At 70.0% G+C, this 19,879-nt stretch carries 20 protein-coding genes; 8 read left to right on the top strand and 12 right to left on the bottom strand.

Annotated features, from left to right (window positions below; translation table 11 throughout):
* Positions 1 to 67 precede the first annotated feature (67 nt).
* From clpB to ABF401_RS02845, 6 genes are all read right to left on the bottom strand, one after another.
* Positions 68 to 2,629, bottom strand: coding sequence for an ATP-dependent chaperone ClpB (gene clpB / locus ABF401_RS02870; RefSeq protein WP_353508027.1), 2,562 nt, complete (start codon positions 2,627 to 2,629; stop codon positions 68 to 70).
* A 234-nt stretch (positions 2,630 to 2,863) separates the two neighbouring features.
* Entirely contained in the window at positions 2,864 to 3,322 is a 459-nt protein-coding gene (locus ABF401_RS02865; RefSeq protein WP_353508026.1) for a heat shock protein transcriptional repressor HspR, read from the bottom strand.
* Positions 3,323 to 3,369: 47 nt separating this feature from the next.
* The gene (locus ABF401_RS02860) at positions 3,370 to 4,371 is read right to left on the bottom strand and encodes a DnaJ C-terminal domain-containing protein (protein ID WP_353508025.1); all 1,002 of its coding nucleotides are present in this window, start codon (positions 4,369 to 4,371) and stop codon (positions 3,370 to 3,372) included.
* Positions 4,372 to 4,413: 42 nt separating this feature from the next.
* Positions 4,414 to 5,118, bottom strand: a complete 705-nt coding sequence (locus ABF401_RS02855) for a nucleotide exchange factor GrpE (protein ID WP_353508024.1) — start codon at positions 5,116 to 5,118, stop codon at positions 4,414 to 4,416.
* A complete protein-coding gene (gene dnaK / locus ABF401_RS02850) occupies positions 5,115 to 7,049 on the bottom strand; it encodes a molecular chaperone DnaK (protein WP_353508023.1) in 1,935 nt (644 codons plus the stop codon). The genes ABF401_RS02855 and dnaK overlap by 4 nt, the downstream gene beginning before the upstream one ends.
* Positions 7,050 to 7,269: 220 nt before the next feature.
* Positions 7,270 to 7,839 carry a GNAT family N-acetyltransferase gene (locus tag ABF401_RS02845; RefSeq protein ID WP_353508022.1) on the bottom strand — a complete coding sequence of 190 codons (570 nt, stop codon included), beginning with the start codon at positions 7,837 to 7,839 and terminating at the stop codon, positions 7,270 to 7,272.
* A 239-nt stretch (positions 7,840 to 8,078) separates the two neighbouring features.
* Here ABF401_RS02845 and ABF401_RS02840 point away from each other — a divergent pair, with 239 nt between their 5' ends.
* Positions 8,079 to 8,219 carry a hypothetical protein gene (locus ABF401_RS02840; RefSeq protein WP_353508021.1) on the top strand — a complete coding sequence of 47 codons (141 nt, stop codon included), beginning with the start codon at positions 8,079 to 8,081 and terminating at the stop codon, positions 8,217 to 8,219.
* Here the strand turns inward: ABF401_RS02840 and ABF401_RS02835 are convergent.
* On the bottom strand, positions 8,203 to 8,862 hold the full coding sequence (locus tag ABF401_RS02835) for an SRPBCC family protein (protein WP_353508020.1): 660 nt from the start codon (positions 8,860 to 8,862) through the stop codon (positions 8,203 to 8,205). The two genes, ABF401_RS02840 and ABF401_RS02835, sit on opposite strands and share 17 nt — an antisense overlap.
* A gap of 86 nt (positions 8,863 to 8,948) precedes the next feature.
* Between ABF401_RS02835 and ABF401_RS02830 the strand changes: the two genes are divergently transcribed.
* Entirely contained in the window at positions 8,949 to 9,317 is a 369-nt protein-coding gene (locus ABF401_RS02830; RefSeq protein ID WP_353508019.1) for a hypothetical protein, read from the top strand.
* Between the two features lie 16 nt (positions 9,318 to 9,333).
* Here the strand turns inward: ABF401_RS02830 and ABF401_RS02825 are convergent, their stop codons facing one another.
* Complete coding sequence (locus tag ABF401_RS02825; protein WP_353508018.1) at positions 9,334 to 11,037, bottom strand: alkaline phosphatase D family protein; 1,704 nt, start codon at positions 11,035 to 11,037, stop codon at positions 9,334 to 9,336.
* 55 nt (positions 11,038 to 11,092) lie between these two features.
* Between ABF401_RS02825 and ABF401_RS02820 the strand changes: the two genes are divergently transcribed.
* The 3 genes from ABF401_RS02820 to ABF401_RS02810 are packed head-to-tail and all read left to right on the top strand — an operon-like array spanning position 11,093 to position 13,225.
* Entirely contained in the window at positions 11,093 to 11,989 is an 897-nt protein-coding gene (locus ABF401_RS02820) for an aminoglycoside phosphotransferase family protein (RefSeq protein WP_353508017.1), read from the top strand.
* 10 nt (positions 11,990 to 11,999) lie between these two features.
* The gene (locus tag ABF401_RS02815; RefSeq protein ID WP_353508016.1) at positions 12,000 to 12,311 is read left to right on the top strand and encodes a TFIIB-type zinc ribbon-containing protein; all 312 of its coding nucleotides are present in this window, start codon (positions 12,000 to 12,002) and stop codon (positions 12,309 to 12,311) included.
* Positions 12,308 to 13,225 carry an amidohydrolase family protein gene (locus ABF401_RS02810; RefSeq protein WP_353508015.1) on the top strand — a complete coding sequence of 306 codons (918 nt, stop codon included), beginning with the start codon at positions 12,308 to 12,310 and terminating at the stop codon, positions 13,223 to 13,225. Before ABF401_RS02815 ends, ABF401_RS02810 begins: the two co-directional genes overlap by 4 nt.
* A gap of 521 nt (positions 13,226 to 13,746) precedes the next feature.
* Here the strand turns inward: ABF401_RS02810 and ABF401_RS02805 are convergent.
* Positions 13,747 to 14,265, bottom strand: a complete 519-nt coding sequence (locus tag ABF401_RS02805) for an Lrp/AsnC family transcriptional regulator (protein WP_353508014.1) — start codon at positions 14,263 to 14,265, stop codon at positions 13,747 to 13,749.
* Between the two features lie 88 nt (positions 14,266 to 14,353).
* On the opposite strand from ABF401_RS02805, the gene ABF401_RS02800 reads away from it, so the two are divergent.
* From ABF401_RS02800 to ABF401_RS02790, 3 genes are all read left to right on the top strand, one after another.
* Positions 14,354 to 15,562, top strand: a complete 1,209-nt coding sequence (locus tag ABF401_RS02800) for a trans-sulfuration enzyme family protein (RefSeq protein WP_353508013.1) — start codon at positions 14,354 to 14,356, stop codon at positions 15,560 to 15,562.
* Positions 15,563 to 15,610: 48 nt separating this feature from the next.
* Positions 15,611 to 15,850 (top strand): DUF3626 domain-containing protein, encoded by a 240-nt coding sequence (locus ABF401_RS02795; RefSeq protein ID WP_353508012.1) that lies wholly within the window; start codon positions 15,611 to 15,613, stop codon positions 15,848 to 15,850.
* Positions 15,851 to 16,224: 374 nt separating this feature from the next.
* Positions 16,225 to 17,091, top strand: coding sequence for a DUF3626 domain-containing protein (locus tag ABF401_RS02790; RefSeq protein WP_353508011.1), 867 nt, complete (start codon positions 16,225 to 16,227; stop codon positions 17,089 to 17,091).
* Here the strand turns inward: ABF401_RS02790 and ABF401_RS02785 are convergent.
* The 3 genes from ABF401_RS02785 to ABF401_RS02775 form a co-directional block, all read right to left on the bottom strand.
* Positions 17,083 to 17,724, bottom strand: a complete 642-nt coding sequence (locus tag ABF401_RS02785) for a transcriptional regulator (RefSeq protein WP_353508010.1) — start codon at positions 17,722 to 17,724, stop codon at positions 17,083 to 17,085. The genes ABF401_RS02790 and ABF401_RS02785 overlap by 9 nt on opposite strands.
* A gap of 76 nt (positions 17,725 to 17,800) precedes the next feature.
* Positions 17,801 to 19,498 (bottom strand): alpha/beta hydrolase, encoded by a 1,698-nt coding sequence (locus ABF401_RS02780; protein ID WP_353508009.1) that lies wholly within the window; start codon positions 19,496 to 19,498, stop codon positions 17,801 to 17,803.
* A gap of 63 nt (positions 19,499 to 19,561) precedes the next feature.
* Positions 19,562 to 19,711, bottom strand: a complete 150-nt coding sequence (locus tag ABF401_RS02775; RefSeq protein ID WP_353508008.1) for a multicopper oxidase domain-containing protein — start codon at positions 19,709 to 19,711, stop codon at positions 19,562 to 19,564.
* Between the last annotated feature and the right edge of the window lie 168 nt (positions 19,712 to 19,879).

The following is a 19,879-nucleotide window of genomic DNA, read 5'->3' as shown; positions in this document are numbered from 1 at the left end:
GAGCGGCATACGACAGGAGTGCCGAACGCGCGACATACCGCGCGTTCGGCACTCACTGAGGTGGCACTCACCCCAACGTGAGGGACTCCCCGGCCGGGTCGAGGTCAACCGTGACCGTCTGGCCGTCGCGGACCTCGCCGGCGAGCAGCGCCCGGGCGAGCCGGTCGCCGATCTCCCGCTGGACGAGGCGACGCAACGGTCGTGCGCCATAGGCGGGGTCGTAGCCGCGCTCGGCGAGCCAGTTGCGGGCGGCGTCCTTCACCTCCAAGGTGATTCGGCGGTCGGCCAACCGTGTCGCGAAGGAACGCACCTGCAGGTCGACGATCTCCGCCAGCTCGGCCTGGCTGAGGGCATCGAAGATGACGATCTCGTCGAGCCGGTTGAGGAACTCCGGCTTGAACGCGGCGCGGACGAGCCCAAGCACCTCCTCGCGCTTCTGTTCGGGCGAGAGCAGCGGGTCGACGAGGTACTGCGACCCGAGGTTGGAGGTCATCACGAGGATGACGTTGCGGAAGTCGACGGTGCGGCCCTGACCATCGGTGAGCCGACCGTCGTCGAGCACCTGCAGGAGCACGTCGAAGGTCTCCGGATGCGCCTTCTCGACCTCGTCGAGGAGCACGACCGAATAGGGCCGGCGACGCACCGCCTCGGTGAGCTGGCCGCCCTCCTCGTACCCGACGTAGCCCGGAGGTGCACCGATGAGGCGCGCCACCGCATGCCGCTCGGAGTACTCGGACATGTCGATCCGGACCATGGCCCGCTCGTCGTCGAAGAGGAAGTCGGCCAGCGACTTGGCGAGCTCGGTCTTGCCGACACCGGTCGGGCCGAGGAAGAGGAACGACCCGGTCGGCCGGTCGGGGTCCGAGACGCCTGCCCGCGTGCGTCGCACGGCATCGGACACCGCGCGCACCGCCTCGGTCTGGCCGATGAGCCGGGCCCCGACGTGCTGCTCCATGTGCAGCAGCTTCTCCGTCTCGCCCTCGAGCAGACGGCCGGCGGGGATGCCGGTCCAGGCCGAGATGACGTCGGCGATGTCGTCGGCGCCGACCTCCTCCTTGACCATCGGGGCCTCGGCGCCGTGGACCGCGGCCTCCTCGCGCTCCTGCGCCGCGGCGAGCTCCTTCTCGAGCGACGGGATGTCGCCGTAGAGGATCTTGGAGGCGCCCGCGAGGTCGCCGTCGCGCTGGAGCCGGTCCGCCTGCGTGCGCAGGTCGTCGATGCGAGCCTTGAGGTCGCCGACGGCGTTGAGTCCGGACTTCTCGGCGTCCCACCGTGCGTTGAGCGCGGCCAGCTCCTCGGAGCGGTCGGCGAGGTCCTTGCGCAGCCGCTCGAGCCGCTCTCGAGAGGCCTCGTCGTGCTCCTGCTCGAGTGCGAACTCCTCCATCTTGAGCCGGTCGACGGCTCGCCGGAGCTCGTCGATCTCGATCGGGGAGCTGTCGATCTCCATACGCAGTCGCGACGCGGCCTCGTCGATGAGGTCGATGGCCTTGTCGGGCAGCTTGCGGCCGGTGATGTAGCGGTCGGACAGGCTCGCCGCAGCGACGAGGGCCGCGTCGGCGATGGTCACCTTGTGGTGTCCCTCGTAGCGCTCCTTGAGGCCACGGAGGATGGCGATGGTGTCCTCAACGGACGGCTCGCCGACGAAGACCTGTTGGAACCGGCGCTCGAGGGCCGCGTCCTTCTCGATGTGCTTGCGGTACTCGTCGAGCGTCGTCGCGCCGACGAGGCGCAGCTCGCCGCGGGCGAGCATCGGCTTGAGCATGTTGCCGGCGTCCATCGCGCCCTCGCCGCCGGCGCCCGCACCGACGACCGTGTGCAGCTCGTCGATGAAGGTGACGATCTGCCCGTCGGACGCCTTGATCTCGTCGAGGACGGCCTTGAGCCGCTCCTCGAACTCACCGCGGTACTTGGCCCCGGCGAGCATGGCGCCGAGGTCGAGCGCGTAGAGCGTCTTGTCCCGCAGGCTCTCCGGCACGTCGCCGGCGACGATCCGCTGGGCGAGCCCCTCGACGACGGCCGTCTTGCCGACGCCGGGCTCGCCGATGAGGACGGGGTTGTTCTTGGTCCGCCGGCTGAGCACCTGGACGACCCGCCGAATCTCGGCATCCCGGCCGATCACGGGGTCGAGCTTGCCCTCACGGGCCGCGGCGGTGAGGTCGGTGCCGTACTTGGCGAGCGCCTCGTAGCTGCCCTCCGGGTTCTCGGACGTCACGGGGCGACCGCCGCGCAGCTCGGGGATGGCCTGCTCGATGGCGTCCGCGTCGAGGCCGAACTGGCCCGTGCGAGCGAGCGCGAGGAGAAGGTGGTCAGTGGAGACGTAGGAGTCCCCCATCGCCGTCATGTACTGCTGCGCCTGCTGGATCGCTGCCGCGGCGGTCCGGGACAGCTGGGGCTGCTGGGCGCCGCCGCTGACCTGTGGCAGGCCGGCCATCTCCTTCTCGGCGGCGGCCGTGGCGGCACCGACGGACGACCCGGCCTTCTCGAGCAGCGCCGGGGTCGTCGTGCCCTGCTGCGCCGCCAACGCGAGCAGCAGGTGCGCCGGCTCGATCGCGGGGTGGTGCTTCGCGGCGGCGGTCGTCGCGGCCTGGGCGAAGGCCTCCTGAGCCTTGGTGGTCAGCTGAAGATCCATGCGTTCTCCTGTGAGGGGGCGGCGTACGTCGGTTCCAACCTCATGAAAGTTGCGTGTATTCCGCTCAACTTTAACCGCGGGAGATGCCGTATGCCGCTGAGCTCACTGCCAGCATCATCGACCTTACGCTTCGCCTTGGTGCCATAGCCGCCGGTTCGAGGTTGGAGGTCGCTCTCGAGGGCGACCTCTAACCTCGAACCGAATACCTGGAACCGGCGGCTACCTCGAACGCAGTCAGCGCTGCGGGCGCCAGACGACGAGCGCCTGGGAGGCGAAGGTGCGCTTCGGCCGCTGTCCCGGACGGACCGCGACCACGTCCCCGCGGGGGCCCGCCGCGAAGACCCGCTCGCCCGAACGGGCCACCTCGAGCGATCGCGCGGCATCCAGCTCCGTGACCAGTTCCCCGACTCGGGCCCGGAGGGCCTCCACCTGGTTCTCGAGGTCGAGGATGCGCTGGATGCCGGCGAGGGACACCCCCTCCTGGGAGAGTCGCTGGATCTCGCGCAGGAGCGAGACGTCGCGCCCGCTGTAGCGGCGACCGCCGCCCTGGGTGCGCGAGGGGGACACCAGCCCGAGCCGGTCGTACTGCCGCAGCGTCTGGGCGTGCATGCCGGCGAGCTGGGCAGCGACGGAGATGACGAAGACCGGGGTCTCGTCGTCCGGCGCCATGGGGTGCTGGTTCGTCCGTGCCATCGTCACCACCTTCATCTCATTCGTTCGTCTGCGTGATCACCGTGGGGTCAGAGCCGGGCTCGCTCGAAGAGGTCGGCCCGGGGGTCCTGGCCGTCCTCCGCCTTGGCCATCGTCTCGATGGCCTCACGCGCCTCGTCGGTCAGGCGTTGCGGCACGACGACCTGCACCTTGGCGAGCAGGTCGCCCGCCTTGTCACCCCGCTTGACCCCGCGGCCCCGGAGCCGGAGCACCCGGCCACTGGGCGTGCCGGGCGCGATCTTGACCTTGACCGACCCGCCGTCGAGCGTCGGGACGGCCACGGTCGCGCCCAGCGCCGCCTCCGCAAAGGTCACGGGCAGGTCGATGGTCAGGTTGTCGCCCTCACGGCCGAAGACCGGGTGCTTGTCGACCGACACCGTGAGGATGAGGTCGCCGGCCGGGGCGCCCGGGTCACCCTTGCGACCCTTGCCGCGCAGCTTGATCTTCTGGCCGTCCTTGACACCCGGTGGGATCCGGGCCGTGATGCGGCCGAGCTCCGGCGACGACAGGGTGACCGTGGACCCCTCGGCTGCCTCGCGGAAGCCGATCCTCGTGGAGGCCGAGACGTCGACGCCGGCGCGAGGCCCGGCCGTGGAGCCGAACCCGCCCGGATAGGCGCCGCCACCGGGGAAGCCGGCGCCGGCGCCGGCGCCACCGAACATCTGGCCGAGCAGGTCCTCGATGTTCGGCTGGGCGCCGCCGGTGCCGAACCGGACCCGCTCCCCGCCACCGCCGAAGTTCGCGAAGATGTCCTCGAAGCCACCCCCACCGCCGGGCGCGAACCGCGCACCGCCGTGGGACATGGCCCGGATCGCGTCGTACTCGCGCCGCTGCTCCGGGTCGGACAGGACTGCGTAGGCCTCGCCGATCTCCTTGAACCGCTCCTCGGCCTTCGCGTCACCGACGTTGTGGTCGGGGTGCAGATCGCGGGCGAGCTTGCGGTACTTCTTCTTGATCGTCGCGGCATCCGCGTCCTGGGGCACGCCGAGGATCGCGTAGAAGTCCTTCTCGAACCAGTCCTGGCTAGCCATGGCGCACCTCCGTATCTCTCATCTTGCCCGTCTCGGGGCCCGTCAAGCGGGGTCCGCCACCGACACGCGGGCGGCCCGGACGAGCCGCTCGCCGATCCGGTACCCGGGCTGGATCACCTGCACGACGGTGGTGCTGGTCGCCTCCTCGGGCAGCTCCGCCTCCACGTGCATGAGCGCCTCGTGCACCGTCGGGTCGAACTCCTCGCCCTTCTCGCCCAGCCGCTCCACGCCGAAGCGCCCGAGGATCGACTCGAGCTTCTCGGCGATGGCCGCGAACGGGCCCTCCTCGAGGGCGCCCGCCTCCCGGGCGGAGTGGATGTCGTCGAGCACGGGCAGGAGCGACTCCACGACGCCGCCGACAGCGGCGTGCCGGATGACGTCACGGTCCCGGTCGACGCGCTTCTTGTAGTTGACGTACTCCGCCTGGAGCCGTTGCAGGTCGGCGAGCAGCGTCGCCGCCATGGTGTCCTCCTCTTCGAGGGCCGCGCCCTCGGGTTGGGGCGATCGGGCCTTGTCCCGGTCGGGCGCGTGGTCGTACTCGTCCTCGCCGCCCGGCTCGGCCGACGCGCCGGCACCGCCCTCGTAGTACCTGTGCTTGGGCGAACCCCCCCGGGGCGGGGTGCCGGCGTTGCCACCGGCAGCCCCGGCACCCTGTTCGGCGCCCTGTTCGGCGCCGGCCGGCTCGGGGCCGGCGCCGTCCGGGGTCAGGTCCTCGGGGATCGCACCCTGGGGATCACTGGTCGTCACTTCGCGTCCTTCACGTCCTCGTCGTCGATGACCTCGGCGTCGACGACGTCGTCGTCCTCCGAGCCACCCGAGCCACCCGAGCCACCCGGGCCAGCCGACCCACCGGCGGAGGCACCAGCCGAGCCATCCTCAGCCCCAGCGGAACCGGAGGAGGCAGCGGACGCCGACTCAGCGGCATACACCGCCTGTCCCATGGCCTGTGACTTGGTGTTGAGCTCGTCGATCTTCGCCTTGACGTCCTCGACACTGGCCTCCGAGCCCTCGGCAACCGCTGCCTTGAGGTCCGCGAGCGCGTCCTCGACCGGCTTCTTGACGTCGGCAGGCACCTTGTCGCCGGACTCCTTGAGGAAGGTCTCGGTCGAGAAGACGAGCTGCTCGGCCTGGTTCTTGACCTCGGCCTGCTCGCGACGCTGGCGGTCCTCCTCGGCGTGCGCCTCGGCGTCCTTGACCATGCGGTCGATCTCCTCCTTGGAGAGCGCCGAGCCGCCGGTGATCGTCATCTTCTGCTCCTTGCCAGTGCCCTGGTCCTTGGCGGAGACGTTGACGATGCCGTTGGCGTCGATGTCGAAGGTGACCTCGATCTTCGGCACACCGCGCGGCGCCGGCGCGATGCCGGTCAGCTCGAACGTGCCGAGCGACTTGTTGTGCTGCGCGATCTCGCGCTCGCCCTGGAAGACCTGGATGAGCACCGAGGGCTGGTTGTCGTCGGCCGTCGTGAAGATCTCGGAGCGCTTCGTGGGGATGGCGGTGTTGCGCTCGATGAGCTTGGTGAACAGGCCACCCTTGGTCTCGATGCCGAGCGAGAGCGGCGTGACGTCGATGAGCAGGACGTCCTTGCGCTCGCCCTTGAGGACACCGGCCTGGAGCGACGCACCGACGGCCACGACCTCGTCCGGGTTGACGCCCTTGTTGGGCTCCTGCCCGGCGAGCTCCTTGACGAGGTTGGTCACGGCGGGCATGCGGGTCGAGCCGCCGACGAGGACCACGTGGTCGATGTCGGACACCTTGATGCCGGCGTCCTCGATCACGCGGTGGAACGGCGCCTTGGTCCGCTCGAGCAGGCTCTTGGTCATCTGCTCGAACTGCGCGCGAGACAGGGACTCGTCCAGGTGGATCGGGCCCTCGGGCGTCATCGAGATGTACTGCGCCGAGATGTTCGTCGACGTCGCGGTCGACAGCTCCTTCTTGGCGCGCTCGGCCTCGTCACGGAGGCGCTGCATCGCGATCTTGTCCTTGGACAGGTCCTGGCCCGTCTTGTTCTTCACCTGCGTGATGAGGTGCTGGACGATGACCTCGTCCCAGTCGTCACCACCGAGGTGGTTGTCGCCGTTGGTGGCCCGGACCTGGATCGTCGCGAAGCCGTCCTCGGCGTCCTTGCCGACCTCGAGGAGGGACACGTCGAACGTGCCGCCACCGAGGTCGAAGACGAGGATGAGCTCGTCCTCCTTGCCCTTGTCGAGCCCGTAGGCGAGCGCCGCCGCGGTGGGCTCGTTGACGATGCGCAGGACGTTGAGGCCCGCGATCTCACCGGCCTCCTTGGTGGCCTGCCGCTGGTGATCCTCGAAGTAGGCCGGCACGGTGATGACCGCGTCGGTCACCGTCTCGCCGAGGTAGGACTCGGCGTCGCGCTTGAGCTTCTGGAGGATTCGGGCGCTGATCTCCTGCGCCGTGTAGGTCTTGCCGTCGATCTCCGGCGTCCTCCAGTCGGTGCCCATGTGGCGCTTGACCGACCGGATCGTCCGGTCGACGTTGGTGACGGCCTGGCGCTTGGCGACCTCGCCGACGAGCACCTCGCCGTTCTTGCTGAACGCGACGACGGACGGGGTGGTGCGGCCGCCCTCAGCGTTCGCGATGATCGTCGGCTCGCCGCCCTCGAGGACGGAGACGGCCGAGTTGGTGGTACCGAGGTCGATTCCGACCGCACGTGCCATGAGTGATCTCCTTGGTTTTCCAGATGTGGCCGTATGCCGCTGAGCTCGCTCCCAAGGGCGGGCTCCGTCACGCAACGGGCCGGGTTGGTCTGTGTTCGGCGCTCAATCTGCTCCCCGCGGCTTCGTGTTGTCAAAACCACGCTCGCAAATCTTGCGTCCATCAGACTCAACTTTACCCCGCCCGCGATTGTTCCCGGGGCATCGGTGTCGGCGGGCGCGCTCAGGACAGGTGGGAAAGGGTGCAGTCGTCGAGCCAGTTGCCGTCGCGTCCGAGAACCTTCGCGCGCTCGGTGCCCTCGAGCTCGAAACCGTTCTTCAGGAGCACCCGGATCGACGCCCGGTTGTCAGCGAACACCTTCGCGACGATCCGGCGAATCCCCGCCTGGTCGTGCAGCGCTGGCACGAGCAGGCCGACGGCGGCGCTGGCCACGCCCTTGCCCCACATCACCGGGTGAACCGAGTAACCAAGTCGGAAGTCCCACGCCTCCGGCTCCGGACCGAGCGATCCGGGCAGGTAACGCCGACCGCCGATGTCCCCCACCACCTGACCATCCGGACCATCGAGCAGGATGGCGCACATCAGTCCGTCCGGTGCCGACGTCCGCTCCGCGACCATGGCCCGAGCGTCCTCGATGGTGGCCGGGATGCGCGAGATGTACCTCTGGGCCTCCGGACGCTGCTGGTACTCGAAGATCGCCTCGGCGTCCGCCTCCGAAGCAGGCCGGATGGTCACCCGCCCATCAGACAGCGGCCAGGCGATCTGTAGGCCCGAGGGCTCTCCTGTCCCCACGGACCCATCCTTGCGATCGGTGTCCACCTTGGTCTACCGGGTGCGGTGCCGGAAGGCGACGGCCGATGCGATCACGCTCACCACCAGGATCCCAGCGCTCCACAGGACCGCGACGCCGAGCTGGTCCGTCGAGGTGCCCAGCATGAAGCCGCGGAGCGTCTCGGTGACCGGCGTGACGGGCTGGTGCTCGGCGAAGCCCCGCAGCCAGTCCGGCAGCTTTGAAGACGGCCATCATCGGCATGCTCAGCCTGATTACTGCCGCGCTCGCGGCCGGTGCGTTCGGCGATGGGGAGAACGACGCGGATCCAGTCGAGCTCGGACTGACGATCCTGCTCGACGGCGTGGAGTCGCTCGTGCGACGGCTCACCGATCCGCGCTGATCCGGGCCGCCCTGTCGCGGATGCCCCGGAGCTGCTTGATCCCCATGAACGCACTGACGACGGCCAGGGGCTCGACGATGGCGACGGCGCCCGGACGCAGGAGTGCGTAGCGCTCCCGCACGAGCAGCCGGGTCTTCCGGCCAGGATGCCGGCGGAGCACGAAGGCCCAGGTGTAGTCGAAGGGCGCTCCGTCCAGGTCGCCGTCGCCCCGCCCGACTGGGCCGGGTCGGAGCACGAGATGCGAGCCCGGCTCCACTGCCCACACGGTCAGCGCGACCTTGGGGTGCAGTCGCACCTCGCCGCCGACCTCGATGGTCTGCAGCTCGGGCAGGATCCGGTCGACACTGTGGATGTCGCACCCGGCGAGGTTCTCCAACCCGTCGTAGCTGTAGAGGCCCCCGCGCCCCTGCCCCAGCTGGGCGATCCACGGCCAGACGGTGTCAGGCGGCGCGTCGATCGTGATGCCTCGGGTCGCGACTCGCCGCGCATCGGCGATGAGCTCGTCGCCGGGAAGCGCCTCCTGCAGCTCGGCGTGGGTCGCACCCCAGTGGAGCAGGGAGTACCTGGCCGTCCACAGTCCCCAGCCCGCAGTCGCGAGCGCGAGACCGGCGCTGACCCGTCGAGGGATGCGGTAGCGCGCCATCCTGGGTGACCTCCCGTCCGTCGTGTCCCCAGCCTCTCACCCGGCGGTGGACGATGCGCCGGATTACCGCCTGCGAGACTCAGGGCATGGAGTCACAGGAACCGCCGGGCGCCCCGCCGGACTTCGTCCGGTTCAACCGCGGAGACCGCGTCATGCTCGACCTCTCCGCCGTGGCCGAGCCGCCCGACGACGAGGCCCCTCCACGGATCCACGAGGCACACGAGCGGATGATGAAGGTTCACGGCGCGCTCGGGACGGTCGTCCACGGTGACGACAACCGCAATGTCATCGAACGACTCGTCCACCGCCTCACCGGCCGCCCCGCGGCGACGATCGGCGTGAACTGGGACGGGACGCAGCTGGAGACCAGCGCCAGGCGTCGTCGGAAGAACCGGCCGTACCTGACCCCTGTCGTCTACCGGGAGCAGCTGCGCCACACCGGCGACGGCGAGTGAGCGGTGTCCGGCAGGGTCAGGCCGGAGTCGCTTCCCGGGCCGGGTATCCGGCGATCTGGACGGTGGCGACGTTCGTCAGGACCGGATCCGCGTCCGCCGACCGCACCTCGCCCCTGCGCCACGTCAGTTCGAGATCCGGCCCGCTGACGCGAAGCTCGCCGATGCAGTTGTCGAACCACGGGCCGTCCGTGACCCGCCACGGGTAGGCGGGATCGGGAATGCGGTCTGACCGGCTCGCGATCCAGTGCATCGGCCGGACAAGGCGTTTCGCGAAGGCCGACATCATGATGCGCAGCGCCCTCGGCATCGGGTTGCGGATCGGTGAGCAGACGGCCTGGACGATGAGCGACTTGGCACCGTTGCGCCCAGCGTCCTCGACCTGCGCCACATAGGAGTTGTGGACGTCGCCGGACAGGAACGTGATCGTCGCCGGAGGACGGCCACGCTCGCCGCGAGCCACGGACATGACGAGCTCGAAGACCTCGGCGAATCCCTCGTTGAACGCCGCCCAGTGCTCGAGGTCGACCGACTGCCGCACGCGCTCGGCCACATAGGACACGGGACGCGACAGGGTCTCCGACGAGAAGGCCCCCGTGGCGAGCACCTCGTCGATCGCCTCGAGGTCGTGCAGCCCCGGGGGCAGCAGGAACGGCAGGGACGTGCCGATGAGGAGATGGTCGACGTCGCCGGTCAGCTGGTCGTCGAGCCAGGCCATCTCGTCGGGGTCGAGCATCGAACGCCGCTTCGGCTCGAGGACGCGGGCGGCCCGGGAGTCGACCACGACGAGGCGGCTGTCCCCGAAGTCGCGGACGTAGCTCCAGCGATAGACCTCGGGATGGCGGTCCACCCGGCGAGCCAGGTCGTTCACGATGTCAGTGAGGTCCAGCTCGCCCTCGTCCGCGTGTGCCAGCACGCGCGCATAGACCTCGTCGGCGCGCAGCTGGGCCGGCGACAGGTTGCCGATGTGCTGGTAGACCCAGTACGACGTGAGGCCGCCGATGAGGCGCTCGTTCCACCACGAGGTCCGGTTCATCTCCTCATGCCAGGTCCACGAGGTGTTCCAGTCGTCGCGGATGTCGTGGTCGTCGAAGATCATGCAGCTCGGCACCGTGGACAGCAGCCACCGGTTCGCTGGATCGGTCCAGGCGAGCCAATAGAGGTGGGAGTACTCCTCGTAGTCCTTGATCTCCTCCCCCGGCGGCTCGTCCAGGCTGCGGCGCTCGCTGATGTACTCCTGCATCGCGTCGGACGTCAGGTCCGCGTACACCTGGTCCCCGAGGAAGGCGATGAGGTCCGGCTGCTCCGCCCTCCCAGCAGAGATGGCGAGCGCGAGGGCACGCAGCGCGTCGACGCCGTTGCTCCGGTTCCCGTCCTCGTCGTGCGGCACGGCGGTGCGGCACGAGCCGTACGCCAGGCGCGTCGGCTCCGTCCGGTCGATGGTGCGGATGTGCGGAGCCGGATAGGGGCTGTCCGGCGGCGGCCACACCAGCTCCCCGTCCACGGACACGGCGTAGTCGTGGGTCGCAGCCGGCTCGAGGCCCTCGATGACGACGAGCGCGTAGTGGTGCCCCCCGACCCGGAACGTCGGTGCCTCCCAGCTGCGTCCAGCACAGGCGACCGCCACTGTCGAACTGCTCGCCGTCTCCACCCACACCGTCGCGCTCGTCTCGTCGGCGTACCGGAGCATCGGCCCGAGCACCAGGCTGGTCGCAACGTCCATGGACCAGACTTACTCCCTATCGCACCCGGACGGTGGTTTTTCGTACCGTCCTCTTGTGGACACATGGGCGAGAGCGTATGCCGCTGAGCTCGCCTTCCCTTCGACGCGAGCTTCCCGGGTCCGCTGGGTCACGACGCCCTCGGGTGCCCGGCTGGCGTTCGTCGGCGGTGCCGTCCTCAAGCTGCACCACGAGCGGACCGAACTGACCGCGCTCACTGCGCGGCTGACGGCCGCGTGCGAGTCGGCCCTCACCACCGCTTTCGTGCGGCCTCTGACGTCAGAGGTCGTGCCCGCGCCTGACGGCTCGCTGGTCACCGCCTGGCCGGAGGTCCCGGTCCTCGGGGTCGCCGACACGATCCCGTGGCCTGACGTCGGCACCCTGCTCGCCCGGCTGCACAACCTGCCCGCCCCGGTCACCCTCCCGGCGCACGTGCCGTCCGATCGGCTGGGTCGTGCGGTCGTGCGCGCCCGGAACCTGCCTGATGAGGCGGACCGGGAGCTGCTCGTCCAGCTGGGCGAGCGCCTGCTGCGGGAGGTGCGCAAGGCCACGGACACCACGAAGCGAGCTCAGCGGCATACCACCGAATCAACTGCGCCACAGGTGAACTCGGTCGTCCACGGCGACTTCCACCTCGGTCAGGTGGGCAGCTGGGAAGGCGGCTGGCGCCTCCTCGACCTCGACGACGTGGGCGTCGGCGACCCGGCGTGGGACCTGGCGCGTCCCGCGGGGTTCTGGGCGGCCGGCCTGCTCGGCGACCGGGAGTGGGCGGAGTTCCTCGACGGCTACCGCGCCGCCGGGGGGCCCGCGGTGCCACGCAGCGGCGACCCCTGGCCCTCGCTCGATCTGGCGGCGAGGTGCGCGGTCCACATCGCAGCCGTCCGCGTGCTGAGCCGCCCCCTCCACAGCGACCTCACGGCGAGCGCGTTGTTGTCGGCATGCCGGCAGATGTGAGGATGAGGATATGAGCCAGCAACCACCGCCCTTCCCCGGACAGGACCGCACCGGTGCGGCGGGCCACCAGCCGCAGAACTTCACCTGCCCGAAGTGCCAGGGCACGATGCGCACCTACGACCGCAACGGCGTCCACGTCGAGCAGTGCGACACGTGCCGCGGACTGTTCCTCGACTTCGGTGAGTTCGAGCACCTGAGCCAGCTCGAGAGCCAGTTCATCGCCCACCCGCCGCCGGCGCAGTACGGCGGCCCGCAATGGGGCAACCGCGGCGGGTACCACTACCGCAAGCGGGGCCTGTCCGGGCTCTTCTTCTCCAGTTGATCGCCCACTCGGAGGAGGCCGCGGCGGTGCGGGCCGTGGCGAGCTCGCTCGGACTGCCGGGGATCGTCGACGTCCACACCCATTTCATGCCGCGCAACGTCCTCGACAAGGTGTGGGCCTACTTCGACTCGGCGGGGCCGCTCGTCGGGCGGCACTGGCCCATCCGGTACCGGCACGCGGAGGACGAGCGCGTCCAGCGGCTGCGTGACCTCGGGGTGCTGGGCTTCACCTCGATGCTCTACCCGCACAAGCCCGGGATGGCCGCGTGGCTCAACGCCTGGGCGGTCGACTTCGCGGCGCGGACGCCCGAGTGCCTCCACACGGCGACCTTCTACCCCGAGGACGACGCTGCCGACTACGTGCGAGCAGCGCTGGACCGTGGCGCGCGAGTCTTCAAGGCACACGTCCAGGTCGGTGACTACGACCCGACCGACCCGCTCCTCGACCCGGTCTGGGGGGTGCTGTCCGAGGCCGGCGTTCCTACCGTGATCCACTGTGGGTCCGGGCCGGCGCCCGGGCGCTTCACCGGTCCCGAGCCGATCCGTCGGGTGCTCGCCCGCCATCCGCGGCTGCCACTCATCATCGCCCACATGGGCATGCCGGAGTACGACGCCTTCCTCGAGCTCGCAGCGACGCATGACCGGGTGTTTCTCGACACGACGATGTCCTTCACGCCGTTCATCGACGAGATGATGCCGATGGCGCCCGAGACGATCGCCAGCCTGCCCGACTTCGGGGACCGGATCCTCTTCGGCAGCGACTTCCCCAACATCCCGCACAGCTACGTGGAGGCGGTGCACTCGGTGCTGGACCTCGGGCTCGGTGACGAGTGGAACCGAGCAGTCTTGCACGACAACGCGGTTCGGCTCTTTGAGCTGGACCCCACCACCCCCCATCCGTCGAGTGTGCAATAACGCCCGGCGCGAAGTGCACACTCGACGGCCTGGGGGCCCAGCGGCAGACGGCCCGGGACGAGTGACCGGACCACCACGCTGCACGCACCCCGACCCCCGCACGCGACGCAAGACTCGTCCCGTCACTCCTCCCCGCGCCCAGTCGACTGTGCAGTAACCGCCCGACGCGAAGTGCACACTCGACGCCCGGATGGGCCCAGTGGCACACGGCCCGGGACAAGTGACGGGACCACCACGCTGCACGCACCCCGACCCCCGCACGCGACGCAAGACTCGTCCCGTCACTCGTCCCAGCGCCCAGTCGACTGTGCAGTAAACGCCCGACGCGAAAGTGCACACTCGACGCCTGGCCGGGCCCAGCGGCATACGGCCCGGGACGAATGACGGGACCACCTCGCTGGACGCACCCCGACCCCCGCACGCGACGCGAGACTCGTCCCGTCACTCCTCCCCCCGCCCAGTCGACTGTGCAGTAACCGCCCGACGCCAAGTGCACCCTCGACGCAGGGCGTCCGGGATTGTCAGCCGAGCTGGCGCACCCCAGGGATCCGCTCGAAGACGAGGCTCGTCTGCGCGTGAGCGACGCCCTCGACCGAGGTGAGGTGGTCGAGGACGAGGTCGCGCAGATCGTCGCTGGACGGCGCCGTCACGTGGACGAGGAAGTCATCGGCGCCCGCCACGTGGAAGGCTGCGATGACACCCGGGACTGCAGCGATGCGCTCGCGGAACGAGTCCATCGACGTCCTCGTATGCCCGGCGAAGCGGAGCGCGATGATCGCCTCCATGGGCTGCCCGAGGGCAGCGTGATCGACATCGGCGTGGATGCCGCGGATCACCCCCGACTCCCGCAGTGCTCGCACTCGGCCGGAGCACGTCGACTCCGGCAAGCCGACCCGGCGGGCCAGCTCGGCGTTCGAGACTCGGCCGTCGTCGAGGAGGGCCTGTACAAGGGCGCGGTCCGTCGCGTCGAGCGGCCGTGGCGGCGGAGCCGGATACGGCGTCTGTGGATTCTTCGAGTCACTGCGGCGATGGAGGGGCATGACTGCAGGATCGCTGGCGATGGGCTGGAGTGTCGAGGATTCCACGGTTTGCTTGCCTCCAGTTGACGAAATCGACGAGCATCGCGGCATGAACCCCGACACGATCGCCGTGCACGCCGGCCGTGAGGACCTCACCGCGCTCGGCGTCCACGTTCCGCCCCTCGACCAGTCGAGCACCTACCCCCTGCCGTCCGTTGAGTCCGGCGGCACCGCGTATGAACGCATGGCGACCGGAGGCCGTCCCGGCGACGGCGACTCGCTCGTCTACCAGCGGCTCTGGAATCCCAACGTCGACCGTTTCGAGCGCGCCGTGGCCGGGTTGGAGGAAGCCGAGGCGGGCGTCGCCTTCGCCTCGGGTATGGCGGCGATCACGGCGTGCCTCGTCGCCACCGTGGCAGCTGGCCGGCACCACGTCGTGGCCGTGCGGCCGCTCTACGGAGGCACCGACCACCTGCTCGCCACAGGACTTGTCGGCACCACGGTGACATGGGCGACGGCGGCCGAGGTCGGGGGCGCGATCCGACCGGACACTGGCCTCGTCGTCGTCGAGACCCCGGCGAACCCCTCGCTCGAGCTCGTCGACATCTCCGCCGTGGTCGCCGCGGCCGGCGAGGTCCCGGTGCTCGTCGACAACACGTTTGCCACGCCGGTGCTGCAGCAGCCGCTGTCCCTGGGGGCGGCGCTCAGCGTCCACTCGGCGACGAAGTTCCTTGGCGGGCACGGCGACCTACTCGGCGGGGTCGTCGCGACGAGCGACGAGTGGGCGATCCGGCTTCGCCAGGTCCGAGCCCTCACCGGAGGGCTGCTTGCCCCGATGTCCGCCTACCAGCTGCATCGCGGGCTGCAGACCCTGCCGATGCGGGTCCGTGCCCAGCAGGACACCGCGCAGGTCGTCGCCGCCTGGCTCGACCGGCAGTACGGCGTGGCCCGCGTCGCCTACCCCGGTCTTCCGGGCGGAGACCCCGACGCACTGGTGGGCAGGCAGATGGCTGGTCCCGGGTCGGTGCTCGCAATCGTGCTCGACGGTGGCTACGCCGCCGCGGCCGCCTTCGCCGAGGCCTGCCGGCTCATCACGCACGCCGTATCGCTCGGCGGCGTCGACACCCTCATCCAGCATGCCGCCGCCCTGACCCACCGCCCTGTCGCGCCCGAGGCACGACCCAACGCCGGACTGCTCCGCCTTTCCGTTGGACTGGAGCACCCGGCCGACCTCATCGCCGACCTCGAGAACGCGCTCCGCGCCGCACGCGCGGCGGTAGACCCGCACCATGCCAAGGAGCTCGCGTCGGTACGGTGAAGCGGTGGCCGACCGTCAACCGGATGCTGTGATCCTTGCCTGAGCCACGTGCGCTCTCGCTCCCGTGGCCAGCCGTTGGCGGACGGTGTCCGGGTGACCCTCAACTTCCACCCGGACCGTCTCTCCCGCGACGTGCCGATCCTGCGGGCGTTGGCGCGGGACGGGAGATATCGCTCGCAGTTCGAGACCGGGACGAGCAATGGAGGCCCCACGGCCCACCACGGAGGAGCTCGGTGGGAGTGGGAGAGCCGGAACTTCGGTGGGGCTGTCAGGGGGTCACGAGTCTGAGACAGGCGACTCCGTGCGCCGGCGACCTTGTACGGGCTCCAGCGACGGATTCTGAGACCTGGCACTCGCGGCCGCCGTCGGCCGGTCAAAGGGCGATGTTTCACGCTCATGCCGATGGTCGGACGTGAGGCGAGCTGCACGCACTTATCCAGCTGCGGCTGGATAAGTGTGGCGTTAATGGCACCGGGTGCGCACTATCCCAGCCGCGGTTGGATTGGTGCGGACGACCTCGAGTGGGTGGCGCTGGGTCGGAGACCACGTGGGCCACGCGCCCGGATCTGCCGCCGAGCGATCGTCCGGCGCTCGAGGTCATGCTCGGTGCGGCGTGGACACCTTGGTCCCACGCGAAGGAGCTCGCGTCGATACGCTGACGCGTGGCCGATCGTCAACCCGATCCCATCGCCCTCGCCCTGAGCCACGTCCGCTCCCGATCCCTCGGCCCGCCACTGGAGGACGGCGTCCGGGTGACGCTCAACTTCCACCCGGACCGTCTCATCGGGGACGTGCCGATCCTGCGGGCCCTGGCGCGGGACGGCCGGTACCGCTCGCAGTTCGAGACCGGGACGAGCAATGGAGGCCTCACAGCCCACCACGGAGGAGCTCGGTGGGAGTGGGAGAGCCGGATCTTCGGAGGCGCATACGACGCCGCCGCGCCGGCCCTGCGACCGAAGTACGGAGCGCTGAACCGCTCCCGCGCGCCGTTCGGCGGAGCTCCCCGGTTCGGGTCAGCTCACCTGCGCCTGGCCCAGCACACGCTCGCGCGGACCACCTTCTGCTATCCCGACAGCGTCTTCGAGCCAGGGCACTTCGGTGTGGCCAGCCGGTACGCACTGTCCGAGATCGCCGACACCCACCCCGCACTCTTCCCCGGAGCCGCAGAGCAGGATCCGCTCGACGACTATGTCGAGGCCCACGTCCACGGCGTCCTCGACCTCGGGTCCGACGTCGAGGCGATCGTCCTGGACCCTTGCTTCCGCGGCGGTCCTGTCGAGCAGGACGCGCACGGCCTCGGACTGGCCGTTGAGTGGCACGCGGGCTACTGCCTCGAGGTGGACACGCTCCGCGCTCATGCCGGATATCGCGGACCCGAGATCGTCGAGCTGGGTGTGCGGTTGGCCGAGGGCGAACACCTCAACCCGCGCCTGATCGGCGACGCGAGCCGGACGGGCCGCTACGACGAGCAGGCACTCAAACGGGTGTGGCATTACCTGGCCCGCTTCGGCTACGCCCGGTCAGACTGAGTCGCTTCCGCGAGGCAGGTTCAGTGTCGCCAACAGGTCCTCGTGCAGCTGGATCCACACGATGTTGAGGGAGGGCAACGTCGGTGAGTCGACCCAGGCGTTCTCGAGGTTCTCGATGCGCCTGAGCGCGTGGTCGATCCGCGGCTGGTGAACGCCGAGACGGTCCAGTGCCTGCGCGAGCTGGTCCGTGATGGGGCGCGTCTGGTCGACGACCCGGCCCAGGCGTCGGACGACGGCGTCGTCATAGCCGGCATCACGATGGTCGTTCGGCGCCAGGGCGTCCTGACGCGTGGGTCGCAGCTGCCACTGCGTCATGACCTGGCCCAGGTCGCGGTTCAGGTGCCTGAAGGCGGCATGTGCCTCGCGGATCTCTTCGCGGGAACCGGCCCGATCGAGCTCCTCGGTCAGCAGGCGCTCGCCGTGCGCGCGGCCGCTCTCCGTCAGGGACCAGCCCTCCTCGCCACCGAAGCTTGTCTTCCGGGCCCAGCCGCGCGCCTCTGCATCAAGCAGGTGCTCGGTGGTCGAGTCCGCGGCGAGCGCGTACAGCTCGGCGACCTTCGCCGCCGAGGTGTAGCCAAGGACGCGCACGCCGTGCAGGGCCAGCGTCGCCTCATCGGACGGGTGCGCGGTCACCCGGCCACCGCGCCGAGCGGGAGGGCTGGGAGCCGGCTTGGCGCAGGAGGCGAGCTCAGCGGCATACGGAATGGTCTCATTTGGCGCGATGCACCGTCTTCGTGACACCCGCGATGATGCGCGAATAGTCCTGACCCGGCAGCCCGCCGAGGACCGCCCCCCAAGCAGGAACGAGCTCGGCACCGTAGCGGTGGCCGAAGCCGTCCGCCGGGTCGTGGCCCACGGCCATGTCGGTGGTCAGCTGCCAGAACGTCACGAACGGGATCCAGGTGACGTCGGGGTTGACGTCGCGGCCGAGCGGCTCGCGCAGCCAGTCCGGCTCGGCTCCGAGGAGGGCGGGATTCCACCAGACAACGGGGTCCGAGGGATGCTGCGCGTAGACATACCGGGGGAAGGCCCACTCGCCGTAGTCCCGCCCGTAGTAGTCGTGCGTCAGCTCGTCGGCGTTGGTCGCGAAGCGGAAGTGCTTGCCGTCGTCGATGACCGGTGCGATCTCTGGGCTCCCGGGGGTGCGGGCTGCGGTGAGTTCCGCGTGGATCTCGGTGAAGCTGGGTGTGCCGACCCAGACCCCGCCTTCGGCCTTTCGCAGCATGTCGTCGCTGTCCTTGAACGCCGCCTGTCCACCGTAGGAACCGAGCGACTCGCCCCCCACGACGAGCTGGGGGCGGTCGGCCTCGGGGAACGTCGACCACACCGCATGGATCTTGTCGAAGAGGACCTTGCCTGCCTCACGAGGCGTGCCCCGGTCGCTCAGCAGGGCCACCGCGCTCGGCACGTAGCTGTACTGCATGGCCGCAACAGCGCTGTCCCCGTTGCTCAGGTACTCGATCGCCTGGACCGACCAGTCATCGACCCACCCCGTACCGGTGGTCGTGATGACGGCGAGAACCTTGCGCTCGAACGCGCCCGTTCGCTTGAGCTCGGCGAGGACCGCGTCCGCGACCTGCTCCATCGTGCGCCCGTCGCCCCGGCCCGCGTAGACCCGGATCGGGTCAACGGCAGTTCGCCCGGTTGCCGCGCCGATCTCCTCGGCCGTCGGAGCGCTCGTGACGAACAGCTGGCCCTGGTAGCCGAGGCTCTGGTAGCTCTCGAACGACCCGGGTCCGCCCGAGATGAGAGGCGACGTGGGGGCCGACCTGCCTGCGGGTGGCTTGGCGTCGACCCGGGCGGCGATCGCTGCCATGGCCTGCATGCTCCGGTGGAAGAGCACGCTGTCGGAGATCCAGAGGGTCGCGGTGGCGACGACGACCACCGCGACGATCGACGCGATGGTCCGGGGCAGCACCTGCCCGGCGGCCTCCGCGAGCCGGTGGGTGGCGTGCCGAAGCCCGCGGGCGATCGCGAGGATCAGCGCCGCCAGGGCGACCGCCACGGCGATCGCGCCGACCCAGTCGACAGGGCGCAGCGGACTCAGCCGCAGGAACTCAGCAGTGCGCCCCTGGGCCCGGACGTTCGAGACGGTGAGGGCGATGACGGCGACGACGCTGATGGCCGGTAGCGCAACGCGGAGAAACTGCGCCGTCTCCCGACTGACCGAGATGCGCAGCTCGATGAGCCGCGCGACGCCGCGGACGATCCACGCGACCAGGACGCCGAGGCCGTAGCCGGCCGCGGCCGACAGGCCGCTGATGATGCCCTGGTAGTACCACGTCCGAGGCAGGAGGCTGGGCGACATCGAGATGAGGAAGAGCGCCCCGGCGAAGAAGAGCCCGGTGCCCGACAGGTGCCACCACCGAGCCGGCCAGGCCCGGGAGGATGACGACGTGGAGGGCATGACGCCAACCTAAGCCCGGCGTCTGTGGAGTCGCCTCCGGTTTCTCCCCGGTCCTCGGCGTCCCTACCCCGGCTGACCCTCCTGGGCCGGGCCGATCCGGGAGGGGCGCATCATCTCGTTGTCCTCGCGCTCGACGATGTGGCAGTGCCACACGAACTGGCCGGGGTTGCTGAACTTCGCCCTGATGCGGGTGGCTCGCGCAGCCCGGCCCACGCTCCCCATCGTGACGGAACTATTCGATGTGCCGCGGTCCGTGACCGTTCGCGGGCGTCAACAGCGTCTCATCGGTGGTCCCGGCGTGCGGGCGGATCTCGAGAAACGCTACGTTGTCGAGTCGTGAGGATCGACATCTGGACCGACATCGTGTGCCCGTACTGCTAC

The sequence above is a fragment of the Intrasporangium sp. genome (assembly GCF_040414665.1).
In the GTDB taxonomy this organism is placed as follows: domain Bacteria; phylum Actinomycetota; class Actinomycetes; order Actinomycetales; family Dermatophilaceae; genus Intrasporangium.
The sequence above is the reverse complement of the archived record's forward strand: the minus strand, read 5'-3'. Positions and strand labels throughout refer to the sequence as shown.

What these genes read in the sequence shown, in the direction of transcription:
- clpB (WP_353508027.1), bottom strand. Translation starts at nt 2,629, where the DNA reads ATGGATCTTCAGCTGACCACCAAGGCTCAGGAGGCCTTCGCCCAGGCC.
- ABF401_RS02865 (WP_353508026.1), bottom strand. Translation starts at nt 3,322, where the DNA reads ATGGCACGGACGAACCAGCACCCCATGGCGCCGGACGACGAGACCCCG.
- ABF401_RS02860 (WP_353508025.1), bottom strand. Translation starts at nt 4,371, where the DNA reads ATGGCTAGCCAGGACTGGTTCGAGAAGGACTTCTACGCGATCCTCGGC.
- dnaK (WP_353508023.1), bottom strand. Translation starts at nt 7,049, where the DNA reads ATGGCACGTGCGGTCGGAATCGACCTCGGTACCACCAACTCGGCCGTC.
- ABF401_RS02840 (WP_353508021.1), top strand. Translation starts at nt 8,079, where the DNA reads ATGCTCAGCCTGATTACTGCCGCGCTCGCGGCCGGTGCGTTCGGCGAT.
- ABF401_RS02835 (WP_353508020.1), bottom strand. Translation starts at nt 8,862, where the DNA reads ATGGCGCGCTACCGCATCCCTCGACGGGTCAGCGCCGGTCTCGCGCTC.
- ABF401_RS02830 (WP_353508019.1), top strand. Translation starts at nt 8,949, where the DNA reads ATGGAGTCACAGGAACCGCCGGGCGCCCCGCCGGACTTCGTCCGGTTC.
- ABF401_RS02825 (WP_353508018.1), bottom strand. Translation starts at nt 11,037, where the DNA reads ATGGACGTTGCGACCAGCCTGGTGCTCGGGCCGATGCTCCGGTACGCC.
- ABF401_RS02815 (WP_353508016.1), top strand. Translation starts at nt 12,000, where the DNA reads ATGAGCCAGCAACCACCGCCCTTCCCCGGACAGGACCGCACCGGTGCG.
- ABF401_RS02805 (WP_353508014.1), bottom strand. Translation starts at nt 14,265, where the DNA reads ATGCCCCTCCATCGCCGCAGTGACTCGAAGAATCCACAGACGCCGTAT.
- ABF401_RS02800 (WP_353508013.1), top strand. Translation starts at nt 14,354, where the DNA reads ATGAACCCCGACACGATCGCCGTGCACGCCGGCCGTGAGGACCTCACC.
- ABF401_RS02780 (WP_353508009.1), bottom strand. Translation starts at nt 19,498, where the DNA reads ATGCCCTCCACGTCGTCATCCTCCCGGGCCTGGCCGGCTCGGTGGTGG.